Source organism: Leucobacter sp. cx-42, from assembly GCF_014529985.1.
Classification (GTDB): Bacteria; Actinomycetota; Actinomycetes; order Actinomycetales; family Microbacteriaceae; genus Leucobacter.
The window spans coordinates 1-12942 of sequence record NZ_JACVMU010000003.1; the positions used below are offsets into that span (position 1 = coordinate 1).

Genomic DNA, 12942 nt, shown 5'->3' on the forward strand with positions numbered 1-12942 from the left:
CAAAAAGCACCCATCCACCGGAATAAGGCAGACAAGATGCGAGTTTGACCTGACAAATAGAAACACTGACAAAAAATTTGTCACTGAATTATTCATCCAAAAAAGGAATCTCCAACACAAACCAAACAGTTCATGCCGGGGATAAAAAATTGGCATTTGACAATCAAGTGCACACTATTGAGTTCTCAAGGACCAGACACTCCCCGTACCGACCAAACCAATGGCCCTCCGAAAAGCAGTCCAACAACCAAAACCAAACGTTTCGGTTAACCGCAAGCGAATCAACCAGGCCAGCGATGCTGCCCGGCTGCGTTGCGGCGACAAGGGAATACATTACGCTCAACCACGGCCGAGCGCAAACTTTGGCACATTCTTCGGCGTGTCTGACAGCTGATTTCGCTGTTTCTCGCGAAACCGCGTTCGCAACACTCAGGCGGGACCTGGTGAAACTTCAGGTTCGCATTGTAATCACGGGACTCTCGGGCATCTGGCCCGCTAGTGCTGTTCGACCTTCGGCCAGGCCAGCACAGCAGGCTCGTTCTGACACAGGAGTCACTTTCTGACGCATGAAACAGCCCGTTTTGAGAAAACGGCCGCTTGCGAACCCTCAGTTGGACATACGCCACGTCCAGATGTGTACGGATTAGAGCCCCGCACCTACACGCAAAAGTGGGGCGCCCCGGAGTATTCCGAAGCGCCCCACTCATGGTGCAAAGTCAGCAGCCTTAGCCCAGTCGGTTCACTGGCGAATCGGGTGTGCCAGATTCAGCGAGTGTGACAACGTTCTGCGCCTGGATTCGCACGTATTCGATCTCGGTACGAGCCGAGAAGTACGCGATGTGCGGCGTCAGCACAACATCAGGGCGGCCAAGCAGCACGTGATCGACTGCGGGTGGCTCCTGGTCGAGCACGTCAAGTGCAGCGCCAGCGAGGTGTCCGCTGTCGAGCGCAGCGACGAGCGCCTCATTGTCAATGAGACCACCGCGCGACACATTCGCGAGCACACTGCCAGCTGGCATGCCGGCAATGAACTCAGCGTTAATCATCTTTGCCGTCGACGGGAAGAGCGGCAAGTGCAACGAGAGGACGTTGGCGCGCGCCTGTACTTCCTCAAGGCTCATGCGCTCGACGCCGAGGGCCTCGAGATCTGCGGCCACCTCAGGGGTGTCGGGCAGCATGGGGTCGTAACCAATGACCGAGCCGAAGATGGGGCCGGCGATGCGCGCGAGTTCGCGGCCGATCTTGCCGAGGCCGATGATGCCAAGCGAGATCTCGCTCAGGCGCGGCGGAGCCGAAGGCGCGCGGTCATTCCAGGTGCCGGGCACCGCAGATCCGGTGTAGAACGGCAGCTGACGGACACTGCTGAGGATGATCGCGAGCGCGTGCACTGCGACCTCTTCGGTGGCTGCACCGGGAACGTTGGTCACCCAGATACCGCGCTCTGTTGCCGCCTCGAGGTCGACGTAGTCGAAGCCCATCGACATGAGTGCAATGATCTTCAGCTCTGGAAGCGCTTCGATAATCTCGCGCGTGATCGCTGCGTATCCGGGGAGCAGGGCAACTGCATCCTGCGAACCTGCGATGATCTCCGCTGCGTCACGGGTGCCGAGCACGCGTACCTCGTAGCCTGCTGCTTCGAGCAGGGCGATGCCGATCGCGGGATCAGTGTCGTCGATGTCGGTGTAGACAACGACGGGGCGCTTTGCCTCGGTCATGATTAGTTTCCTCCGTTGATCTGGAAGGTGGCCTGGTCGATGTGGATCACCTGCAGGCCGCCGTCCCGCAGCGCAACCTGCACTGCGGCATCAAGTTCTGCTGCGTTTGCCGCGCGATGACCTGCGCCACCGAATGCGGGAGCAAGCGCTGCCCAGTCTGGCTGCACGAGATCGACCGCGATAGGTGCGATGTCGGCATCCATTTCATTCTGCTTGATCTCGCCGTAGCCTCCGTTGTCCACAACGATGACGGTCACGTCTTCACGCTGCTCGGTGACGGTGATGAATTCGTTCATCGAGAACATGAGTGCACCGTCGCCGATGACCACGAACGAGGGGCGGCTGGGATCCGCGATCCGCGAACCGAGCGCTGCAGGCAGACCGTAACCGAGGGTTGCGTAGGTGGTCATGTACGGGGTCGAGTTGGGCTTCGACGCCTTGATGGTGTTGAGCAGGCCCCAGTATGCGATCTGCGACGAGTCGGTCGAGACGATCGCTTCGGCCGGGATGACGTCAGCGATGATCTCGGCGAGCGCAGCGTTCTCGGGCGACAGCTCGCGCACCTCGTTGCGCACTGCGACGAGGGTTTCTGCGGTGCGTTCCGCACTGTCGAGCGCCGTGCCCTCGCCAAGTTCAGCGACGAGCGCCGCGACAGTTGCCTGCGCGGAACCCACGAGGCCGATCGTGGCGTCCTGGTTCTTGTTGATCTGTGATTCGAGCAGATCGATGCGGATCACAGCACCCTGCGCATCAAGCTTGTCGACCCAGAGCTCAGCTTCGCCGAGCTTCGAACCAACCACCACGAGCACGTCGGCGTCGCGGGCGCGATCACGGGCGGCAGCGAGGCGCAGATTCGCACCGAGCGAGAGCGGGTGGTGCTCATCGAGCACACCCTTTGCATTACCGGTGGTGACGACCGGGGCGCCGAGTCTCTCCGCGAGGGCGCGGATCTCGGTCACAGCTTCACGGGATCCGCCACCAGCGAGGATCACGGGATCTGCGGCGTTCGCCAGGAGGCGAGCGGCCTCTGCGACGAGTGCGGGATCCGCCGCCGGGACCGGGGCAAAGGTACGGGGTGCGAGATCTGCGTCCGCGATCTCCGTGACCTCCTCAAGTACGTCGAGGGGAACCTCAATGTAGACGGGGCGGGGGCGGGTGGTTGCGAAGAGCTCGAACGCGTCGTGCACTGCAGCGACGGCTTCCTCGGCCGACTTCACTCGGCGACCCCACTCGACGATTGCCGAGGCTGCGCTGAGCTGATCCTTGGTTTCGTGCAGGGTTCCGATGTCGGCGAACTCGTTGCCGAGTGCGGGGCCGGGGGCCAGCAGGATCATCGGGCGCGACTCGCAGTATGCGGTGCCTGCGGCAGACAGCGCGTTGAGCAGGCCGGGGCCACTCGTGGTGATGACGACGCCGGGCTTACCGGTCTGCAGCGACCAACCGTCCGACGCATAGCCGGCTCCCTGTTCGTGACGCGAGGTCACAGGGCGAATACCAAGCTCAGTGAGCGGGCGGTAGAACTCGAGGTTATGCGTACCCGGAATGCCGAACACGGTGTCGATGCCGTAGTTCTTCAGGGTTTCGATGACGACCCAGCCAGTGGTGCGTCGGACGGCGGTCTGCATGATTAGTTTCCTTCTGAAATGGTGACGGCAGTCGTATCAGTGCGGGCCTTGAAGGAACCCGTCACGGGAGCGACGTCCGAGTGCTGGGGAGCAAAGATGGTGCCGATGAGCGCTGCAACAGTGAGCACGCCGAAGAAGCCGATGACGGCCCAGACGCTGCCGGTCGCAAGCATGATCGCGGAAGCGGCTGCGGGCGAGAGGCCGCCCCAGAGTGCCGCGCCGATGCCGTACGAGAGCGACATCGAGGTGTAGCGCGCCTGCGGGCGGAACATCTGAGCCATGAGCGTCGACAGCGGAGCCCACGCACCACTGAGCGTGATGCGCAGGAGCGATGCGAAGAGGAAGATCAGCGCGACATTGTGTGCTTCGATGACAAGGATCATCGGGATCATGCAGACGAACGACAGGATGATGCCACCGAGCATGACCGCCTTCGCACCGATCTTGTCGCCGAGCATTGCCACGGGCAGGGTCACGATCGCCTCAACGAGCGAAGCAATACTCATCGCGCCGAGGATCACGGAAGCCGAAATGCCAATCTCAGGGCTCGTTGCGTAGTTCTGTACGAAGGTGGTCGCGATGACGTAGCCACCCGACGACATAGCCACGATGCAAATACCCATGAGGATGGGGAACCAGTTGTTCTTGATTGCAAAGACGAGCGGAGTCGACTGCTTCTTGCCCTCGACCTTTGCTTCGAAGACCGGAGTCTCCTCGACGCGGTAACGAACCCAGAAGCCGACGCCAATGAGCACGACGCTGAAGAGGAACGGAATACGCCAGCCCCATGCGAGCAGGACGTCATCACCCATGAGCGCAAGCAGGAAGAACGCGAGCGAAGAGAGCAGCGCGCCGAGCGGGTTGCCGAGCTGCGTGAAGCCACCGTAGAAGTTCTTCCACTTGTCGGGTGCGCTCTCCACAGCCATGAGGCTTGCGCCGCCCCACTCGCCACCAACAGCGAGACCCTGCACCATACGGAAGAGGATGAGGAGGATCGGGCCCCAGATACCGATGGTGGCGTAGCTCGGAAGCAGACCAACGCAGACCGTTGCAACGCCCATCATCACGAGCGTGATGGTGAGTGCGGGCTTCCGGCCAAGACGGTCACCGACGTGGCCAAAGATAATGCCACCGAGGGGGCGCATGAAGAACGCGACCGCGTAGGTGCCGAAGGACGCGAGGGTCGCGAGCGCGGGATCCGCGTTCGGGAAGAACACATGCGGGAAGACAATCGCAGCAGCGATCGCGTAGACGTAGAAGTCGTACCACTCGACCGTGGTACCGACGAGAGCGGCGAAGCCACTCTTCAGCGCGCGTTTATGGGTGTTCCCCTGTGTAGGGATCGAGGTTGTTGACATGTGAGCTCCTTTGCCGGATGCCGTATTTTATGGGTTCGAACCAGAGGTACGGGGCCGGCCAGTCATGTCGACCGGCCCCGCGATGTGAGAACTAGCGGGTGTAGACCTTCGTGCCACCAACCCAGGTCGAGTCGACCTGCACCTCGGCGAGCTCGGTCACTGGCGTCGTGTAAGGATCCGCGCCCAACACTGCGAAGTCAGCGCGCTTGCCAATCTCGAGGCTGCCCAGCTCGTCCTCACGGCCGAGCGCGCGAGCCGCGCTGATCGTGTGGCCGCGCAGTGCGGTGTCGACGGAGACCGCGAGGTCGTCCGAACCGAGCTGGTGGCCGCGGCGCGTGATGCGCGAGGTCGCAGCCTGCAGGGCCTCGAGGGGACGTGGCTCAGCGACGGGTGCATCCGACGAGATAGTGACCGGGACGCCGGCCCGCTCGAACTCACCGAGCGGGTTGAAACGCTCGCCGGGGGTACCGACAGCCTGCTCGACGCCCTCGCCCCAGTTGAAGTGATGCTGCGGCTGGTTGACGGGCATGATGCCTGCCTTCGCCATGCGCTCGATCTGCTCAGGGGTGGGCAGACCGCAGTGCTCGATGCGGTGACGTGCGTCAGCGTCGGGGTGCTCTGCGAGCGCTTCCTCGATCGCGTTGATCACCATCTCGAGCGCGACGGGCGACTGCGAATGGGTTGCGGTCTGGAGACCAACAGCGTGCGCCCGCTTGATGAGCGCCGTGTAGTCGCGCGGATCGTGGTACAGCTGGCCGGTGCGGCAGGGGTCGCCAACGTAGCCGTCGGGGAAGTACGCGGTCCAGCCACCGAGGGTGCCGTCCGAATAGAACTTGATGCCAGCAAACGAAAGGTACTCGTTGCCGAACTGGCCGTGCAGACCCATCTCGATCGCTTCGTCGAGGAGGTGCGAGAGCAGGTACATGCTCACGCGCATCTTCAGGTCGCCGCTCTCAGCGAGGCGAAGGTACATGTCGAACTCGCGACGGCTGACCTGCGCGTCACCGATCGTGGTGACGCCGCCCTTAAAGAAGTCTTCCTGCGCTGCTGCAAGCTGGCGCTTGTGCTCTTCGGGTTCGTCTGCGAGGTGGAAGTTCGGGCCGTGGTGGCCGATCTTCACGCCCTCAAGGTCGGTGAGCATGTTGCACGCCGCGTCAGACAGCTCGCCGGTGAGCTCACCGTCTGCGTCGCGGAAGAACTCGCCACCCTTGGGGTTCGGCGTATCGCGGTCAACACCGTGGAGTTCGAAGGTGTACGAGTTCACGACACCGCCGTGACCCGATGCGTTCATGAGGTAGACCTCGCGGTCGGTTGCGACCTGGTCGAGCTCGAAGCGGTTGGGGTGGCGCTGCTCTGCGAGGTTGCGCTGCTCGTAGCCGAAGCCGCGAACGGGGCGGCCTGCGGGGAGCTTCTTCGCTGCTTCACTGAGGAGCGCGACGATCTCAGGGATCGAAGATGCCTGCTCGGGGCCGCAATCGACCCAGCTCATCATCTGGCCGTGCATGAGGGGATGCGCGTGCGCATCAATGAAGCCGGGAACCACGACGCCCTCGCCAAGATCGACGATCTCGGGAGCAATAGCGCTGATGGTTGCCGCGGTTGCTTCACACGCCGCGACGGTGCCGACCTGGCGGATCCGGTCATCAATGACCAGGAATGCCTCAGGAGTTGTTCCCTCAGGATCGAGGGCGTAGATCTTCTTCGCGACGATGATCTGGGGGGCCGCGATTTCCGAGGCCTTCGTGAATGCCAACTTGCGCACTGTGTGAACTCCTTTGTCTGTGTACGGAGACGAGGCTAACCGCATTTCGAAACAGAATTGCGCGACAAGAATCTCACAGTGCAGATTTGTCAACACTGGACAGCATAAGGACACCCAGTTGCGACAATTTATGGAGCCACAAAGTCAATTTGTCGAATTACGACACGTCCAGTTCTGATAGCTTGAGCGAGTGCAAGACTTCGACGAAGACCTCATTCGCGCGCTCCAGCTCGACGGCCGCGCGCAGTTCTCCACGCTCGCTGACCAACTCGGCGTGCACCGCACACTTGTTGCGAAGCGGGTGCAAGAACTCATCGAGACTGGCGAGATCAGCATTCGCGCCGCAGTACACCCGAGCGCTCTCGGCATGCCAGTACAGGTGAACCTTCGCTTGCGAGTCATCGGGCCCACCACTCACGTGTTCGAAGAACTCCTCACGCGCAACGACGTCGTATTCCTCTCGGAGATCACCGGCCCGCAGCAGGTCATTGTCGAACTCTGGGCTGCTGACTGGGAGACGGCCGCACGCGCCACCAGGCAGATCCGCGCGATCCCCGGCGTCATTGAAATCCAAACAAGCCTGTACGAACAGGTCATTCGACGTCTGCGTTTGAGTCAAGATCCCCGCGTGCCTATGCACACGTTTGACGACTTTGACGTCGAACTCATGGCACTCCTCCAGGAGGACGGCCGCTACACCTTTGGCGAACTCAGCCGCAGGCTGGGAAGATCCGCCTCTGCCTGCCGTACGCGCGTCATGCGCCTGCTCGATTCAAATGCGATGCGGATCGGTGCCGTACGCGCAAGACGAGCCGCAACCAGCTCACTCCTTGCCGGCGTTGGCATCACGCTCAGCGGATCAGAAACCACTGCCGAAGCATTCGAGCAGCGGTTCGTGGAGCTGCCAGGCATTGAGTTCATCGCGCGCACAATGGGAACCTATTCGTTCATCGCGACGATTTCAGCACGGTCGATCCCCCACTTCGCGCAACTTGTCCGAGACATACGCGAACAGCCAGGCGTCATGATCGTCGACACCTGGGTGCACGCGCATATCTGGGCAGAGCGTTACGAATGGAGCCTCGACCGCCTGCCTTCGTGGCAAGGCAATACACACACGAATGAGAGAGCCCATGATGCATCACGGACTCCCCCATCGTTGTTCCCAGAGATTCTGTAGCGCCTTCGGCCTACGAATCAGCGTCGTCGAAGCGGGCAACCGCCCGGACAGGTGACCCATCGATACCGTCAAGCCGGAGAGGCATCACCGCGAGCTCGATCTGGTCAGGGACCTCAGCCAGACCTCGCAGGTTTTCTACGATGACGCCATCGTTTCCTAGCCAAAACTCATGCACTGGCATCCCCGCCGATTTGGGCTCCGTCTTCGTCTCCGTCGCATCCGGGCTCAACATGTCAACGCAGAGAACGCGTGCACCTCGCGCCCAGAGAAGCTCGGCGAAGCCGAGACTGAGGTACGGATGCGTGGGTCCTTCCGGAGCGCCGAAATGAGCATCCCAACCGGTTGCGATACAGACGATGCGGGGTAGCCGCGCAGGCAAGTCAGGCGCGTCTGCAGCCGTGATTATGGTGCCCGCTCGTGCTGTAGCGATCCGCACCACACACGCTTCGCCCCACAGCAGCTCCAACGCAATCTCGTCGACCGTTCGCCCGCCGACAATTGAATGCGATGGCGCGTCAAGGTGTGTACCGGTGTGTGAGCCGATCTCAAGCCGTTCGACTGCAACACCATCAGCCGGGATCGAAAGCGCGGTTCTCAACGTGACTTCTGGGTCGCCCGGATACACCGGCATGCCCGTGCGCACGCTGTGACTCAGATCGACGTAGCGCATTGATTAGCCGCCGATCCGCAGGGCAGCGGTGTCGTCTGCCCCGTCGAGGAGGTGCCCCGTCGGGTCGGCATCTCGCGGGTCACGAAGGCCAAGTGACCGCACCCCTCCAAGGCCATACATAAGGCCAAGGTACAACACAAAACTCACTGCGAACGCGGGAATATTTGCACCGACCGGGCTCGGCGCCACATATGCAAGCACGTACGACATTGCTGCACCAATAATCCAGACGAGGACAGCAACCACGTTGACACCACCGAGGTACCAATAGCGGCTTTCCTTGCGCTCATGCAGAATTTGGCGCGAGTACCCCCGCCGCTTCAGCAAGTAATAGTCGCCAATCATGATCGCGAACACCGGGACAAAGAACGCACTGATCACGAAGAGGAAGTCGGTGAATTGGTTCAGGAGGCCAAGGAATGTTGAGCCGATCACAGAAATCACACCAAGCACGAGTGCGGTTGGCAAGAACTTGAGATGCCACCTCGACTGCGAGTTGACGACCGAGGTCACCATGCCGAATACCACCATGGTGTTGGTCGCCATCACCGAAAGGAAAATGACAATTCCGAGCGGCCAGCCAAACTCGCCAACGATGACCGCGGGGTCAAACGGAATCGCTTCGTTTCCGCGAAGAATCACGACGCTAAACGCCACAAGCCCGAGGAACATCGAGATGGTGGTCGACAGGGTATAGCCGATGCCGGATCCGATGATGCCAGCGGCGCTGCTCTTTGCATGCCGATTCATGTCGGCAGACAACACCGTCCAAGAAATCGCGGTGGCAATCACCATGTCAAGCGTGATGAACGGTGTGCCCCCGAGGGTGGAATCCACCGGGATCGCACCAAATTCAGCAGGAGAGAACGCGGTGAATGCCGCGATAAACACGGTCGCCATGACGATCAAAATGAGCAATGCAAGCCAAGGCTCTACGCGCGAGATTCCAGTATGACCAAAAATCGCGAGCACCACCACGATGCCCTGGCAAATCGCAGAAAACAGTGCGGGATTCGAGAATCCAGTTGCCTCATGCACCAGATAGTTCACAGTGACGCCAGCCAGCATCGCCTGCACCCAGCTCCAGCCCATCAGCACGATGAGATTCGCTCCAGCCGGGAGGAGGCTGCCACGGATACCAAAGGAACCGCGAGTCAACGCCATCGTCGGCAAACCAGTGCGCGTTCCCATGTTGCCGACCAACGTAAGAACAACTGCACCAATCACAGTACCGATGACGATCATCGTGGTGGCAGTAGCAAATGAGACGCTCGGCACGAACAGGGTGCCAGTGAGCAACGTCGTTACGACAAGATTTGCCGCGAGCCAAATCATTCCGATTCGGAGCACGCCCTGCGTACCTCTCACCGGGCCGGCAGACTCATCATGGCCGTCGAGATTTACGGCCATCGTGTTCGTGCTCGTCATGAGATTGCCTCCGCTACTGCCCGCGCGTCATCTGCGAGAGCATTGGGGACAGTAGACAGGTGCTCGTGAATAGCACGCAGCGTGTCGTCTTCGGCAAGCTTGAAGATAATGCTCTCCCGCTCAACATAAGAATCGTCACCATCAGGCGTGGTAACGCTCGTTGCGACGGTATGGCTAAACACTGCACCGCCAGGGAACACCTGAACGAGTCGGTCGCTTGAGACGCATGCCGTCACGCGCCAACCTGAAGCGACCCACCCTGCCCACAGCTCTTCATAGGCTACTCGTGTGTCTAGCCGAGTCTCTTCTGGATGAAAAATAAATGATGCCGACGGGTCAAAGCCAGCGAAATACGCTTCGGTGTCGGTTGCAGCAAAAGCGGCAACAATCGAATCAGCGGCCGCGAGAACTGCCGCTTCAGTAGGGACATGCATGTTGAGTGTGCTCCTTCGAACTCTCATATTCTGAGATCATGCGACGCAGGGTGCGCCAAAAATGGAAATCCGGCGGATCAAACTCGCAAGAGATTCACTGCGAGGGAATGATCCGCCGGATCCGAACGGTTGCCTAGTCGCGTGCCGCCATCGCTGAGACGAGCTCGTAGACAACGTGGCTTGCCGATACCGCAGTGATCTGCGCGTGGTCGTACGCCGGAGCGACCTCAACCACGTCAGCGCCAACAATGTTCAGGTCAGCAAGACCGCGGATGATGCGGAGCATCTCGCGGCTCGTGAGACCGCCAGCCTCGGGCGTACCGGTGCCGGGTGCGTGAGCGGGATCCAGGACATCGATATCGATCGAGATGTAGAGGGGCTTGTCACCAACGCGGGTGCGGATCTTCTCCAGCGCCGCCGGAACACCGTGCTCCTCAACGAACTCGGTCGTGACGATCTGGAAGCCGAGCATTGCGTCGTCCTCAAGGTCGCTCTTGCCGTAAAGCGGGCCGCGGGTGCCGCCGTGCATCGACGCCGTCATGTCGATGAGGTCCTCTTCCGATGCGCGACGGAACGGGGTGCCGTGCGTGGTCGGTGCACCGAAGTAGGTGTCCCAGGTGTCGAGGTGCGCATCGAAGTGCAGCACTGCGACGGGTCCGTGCTTCTTGTTAATCGCGCGGAGGAGCGGAAGGGCGATCGTGTGATCGCCACCGATGGTGACAATCTTGTCGACCTTCTCACCGAGCTCGGTGGCCGCAGCGTCGATCTGGTTGACGGCTTCTTCGAGGTTGAAGGGGTTTGCGACGATGTCACCAGCGTCGACAACCTGCTTGCGTTCGAAGGGCGACACGTCCTGTGCAGGGTTGTACGGACGGAGCAGACGCGATGCTTCGCGCACGTGGCTCGGACCGAAACGTGCGCCAGGACGGAAGCTCACACCGGTGTCGAAGGGGATACCTACGACTGCGATGTCTGCTGCGGGCACGTCTTCGATGCGGGGCAGCTTTGCGAACGTGGCGATGCCCGCGTATCGCGGGGTGAGGCTCGCGTCTACGGGGCCTACGGGGGTGTGATCAGTCACTGTCCACATTCCTTTCAGGGGTGTTCTTCATTGAGCGCGTGCACCAATGCGAGTTTCATGTGAGTAAACAAGTAGACTCTATTAGTGAACTTGATGACAGAATAGACTGAGAATCAACACCACGTCAAACGCGGCTGGCCGACGCTGTCAGCAGACGTGCAACTTCGGAAGGTGGTCGCCATGCGCCCCGTACATCCCACCGCGGGCGATACCCCTGTGCGGATCGGTGCCAAGCTGCGCGCGTCACGCACTTCGCAGGGCATCACGATGGAACAGCTCGCGACGGCTTGCGGTCTCACCAAAGGTTTTTTGAGCCGCGTCGAACGCGATGACACCACTCCGAGCGTTCCCGTACTCGTGCAGATTTGTCAGGCGCTGTCGCTGCCGGTCGGCTCGCTCTTCGAAGAGCCCGAAGTGCAGCTGGTCTCGCTCGCAGACGCCCCCAAGATCAACATGGGCGGCACTGGCGCGGTCGAGCGACTCGTGACGCCGCGATCGGAACATCGCGTCCAGGTGCTCCGTTCCACCCTCGAACCCAACGCCAACGGCGGCGTGCAGCTCTACACGGTGAACTGCGAGGTCGAGAGCATTCATGTCATTTCAGGCAGCGTCGATCTCATCTTCACCGATCGCCGAGTGCCACTTGCCGCCAGCGACACCCTCACCTTTGCCGGCAGCGAGCCGCACACTTGGGAAACGCACGAGGCCGGCGCAGAACTCATGTGGATTCTGGCACCGGCCGCGTGGAGTGGGTCGAACTAGGGCTGCCCCTAGCCCCACGTCGCGTAGAGCTGCGGCTGCACATCTGCGAGGTAGTCAGCGGCCACTCCCCCGACCGGCTCCACCTCAGGCAGGTCTGCAAACAGCAGCTGAGTTTCACGCCCCGCGGTCGCGAGCAAGAGTCCGTCGCGCCCGGCGACCGTGCTCATACCGGTGAAACCCGCGGCCGGATCATCGCCCTGATGCCGGCGCGCAGCGTGATCCGCGTATGCCACCACCATGCTGTTTTCTGCGGCGCGAGCGCGCACCAACACTTCGGGAACGTAGCGTGAGAAGCCATCGATTGCGGTCGGCACGAGGAGCAGGTCGGTCCCCTGCTGTGCCAGATACCGTGCGGGCTCGGGAAATTCGATGTCATAGCAAATCTGGAACGCGACGCTGCGCCCATTCCACTCTGCGGTTTCGGGAGCCGCAGTCGACGGCGTGAAGGCGAGCGGCTCTTCGTCGGCCCAGAGGTGTACCTTTTCGTAGATAAGCACCTCCGCGCCCGACGCGTCCCACAGGCCGGCTGCAATGGAGAATCCGCCGTCTTCGCGGGCGAGCGGGAAGCTCGCGGCGATCGCGATGCCAGTATCTTTAGCCATCGCAGAGATTGCTGGGCGGATCGACGCAATCCGCTCAACTGTCAGCCATGCGGCGAGTGCACGTGGAGCGTAACCAGACACCCACAGCTCTGGTGTGAGCAGCAGTTCGGCACCGGTCTCACTGGCCACCTCGGCGGCACAACGCATCGTCGCGAGGTTTGCTTCGATGTTCAGTGGAACAGCTTCGTCTTGCATCAGCGCAATTCTCATGACTCGACCGTAACACCGGAGGTAGTGCACACCCTGATAATGCGTAACGCCCCGGGACAGAACATGTCACCGAGGCGTTACGTGAGTAGATCTGTGCGGATCTACGTGATGGATT

The 12942-nt window shown here is 61.1% G+C and carries 11 protein-coding genes; 2 read left to right on the forward strand and 9 right to left on the reverse strand.

The annotated features are described in order from the left end of the window. Nucleotides 1-725: 725 nt before the first annotated feature. The 4 genes from ICM05_RS03450 to ICM05_RS03465 form a co-directional block, all read right to left on the reverse strand. Nucleotides 726-1715 carry a C-terminal binding protein gene (locus tag ICM05_RS03450; protein ID WP_188023197.1) on the reverse strand — a complete coding sequence of 330 codons (990 nt, stop codon included), beginning with the start codon at nucleotides 1713-1715 and terminating at the stop codon, nucleotides 726-728. Between the two features lie 2 nt (nucleotides 1716-1717). Beyond that, on the reverse strand, nucleotides 1718-3340 hold the full coding sequence (locus tag ICM05_RS03455; protein ID WP_188023198.1) for a thiamine pyrophosphate-binding protein: 1623 nt from the start codon (nucleotides 3338-3340) through the stop codon (nucleotides 1718-1720). A 2-nt stretch (nucleotides 3341-3342) separates the two neighbouring features. Then, nucleotides 3343-4698, reverse strand: a complete 1356-nt coding sequence (locus ICM05_RS03460; protein ID WP_188023199.1) for an MFS transporter — start codon at nucleotides 4696-4698, stop codon at nucleotides 3343-3345. A 91-nt stretch (nucleotides 4699-4789) separates the two neighbouring features. Beyond that, nucleotides 4790-6460: an amidohydrolase gene (locus tag ICM05_RS03465; protein ID WP_188023200.1), complete on the reverse strand. Its 1671-nt coding sequence runs from the start codon at nucleotides 6458-6460 to the stop codon at nucleotides 4790-4792. 190 nt (nucleotides 6461-6650) lie between these two features. On the opposite strand from ICM05_RS03465, the gene ICM05_RS12905 reads away from it, so the two are divergent. Next, nucleotides 6651-7640, forward strand: coding sequence for an Lrp/AsnC family transcriptional regulator (locus ICM05_RS12905; RefSeq protein ID WP_188023201.1), 990 nt, complete (start codon nucleotides 6651-6653; stop codon nucleotides 7638-7640). Nucleotides 7641-7650: 10 nt separating this feature from the next. Here ICM05_RS12905 and ICM05_RS03475 read toward each other — a convergent pair whose 3' ends face one another. From ICM05_RS03475 to speB, 4 genes are all read right to left on the reverse strand, one after another. After that, the gene (locus ICM05_RS03475) at nucleotides 7651-8310 is read right to left on the reverse strand and encodes a cyclase family protein (RefSeq protein WP_188023202.1); all 660 of its coding nucleotides are present in this window, start codon (nucleotides 8308-8310) and stop codon (nucleotides 7651-7653) included. Nucleotides 8311-8313: 3 nt separating this feature from the next. Beyond that, entirely contained in the window at nucleotides 8314-9738 is a 1425-nt protein-coding gene (locus ICM05_RS03480; protein ID WP_188023203.1) for a cytosine permease, read from the reverse strand. Next, entirely contained in the window at nucleotides 9735-10172 is a 438-nt protein-coding gene (locus tag ICM05_RS03485; RefSeq protein ID WP_188023204.1) for a nuclear transport factor 2 family protein, read from the reverse strand. Before ICM05_RS03485 ends, ICM05_RS03480 begins: the two co-directional genes overlap by 4 nt. Nucleotides 10173-10305: 133 nt before the next feature. Beyond that, nucleotides 10306-11253, reverse strand: coding sequence for an agmatinase (gene speB / locus ICM05_RS03490; RefSeq protein WP_188023205.1), 948 nt, complete (start codon nucleotides 11251-11253; stop codon nucleotides 10306-10308). 180 nt (nucleotides 11254-11433) lie between these two features. Between speB and ICM05_RS03495 the strand changes: the two genes are divergently transcribed. Next, nucleotides 11434-12015 carry a helix-turn-helix domain-containing protein gene (locus tag ICM05_RS03495; protein ID WP_188023206.1) on the forward strand — a complete coding sequence of 194 codons (582 nt, stop codon included), beginning with the start codon at nucleotides 11434-11436 and terminating at the stop codon, nucleotides 12013-12015. Between the two features lie 8 nt (nucleotides 12016-12023). On the opposite strand, the gene ICM05_RS03500 is transcribed toward ICM05_RS03495, so the two are convergent. Beyond that, nucleotides 12024-12827, reverse strand: coding sequence for a nitrilase-related carbon-nitrogen hydrolase (locus tag ICM05_RS03500; protein WP_188023207.1), 804 nt, complete (start codon nucleotides 12825-12827; stop codon nucleotides 12024-12026). Nucleotides 12828-12942: the final 115 nt, after the last annotated feature.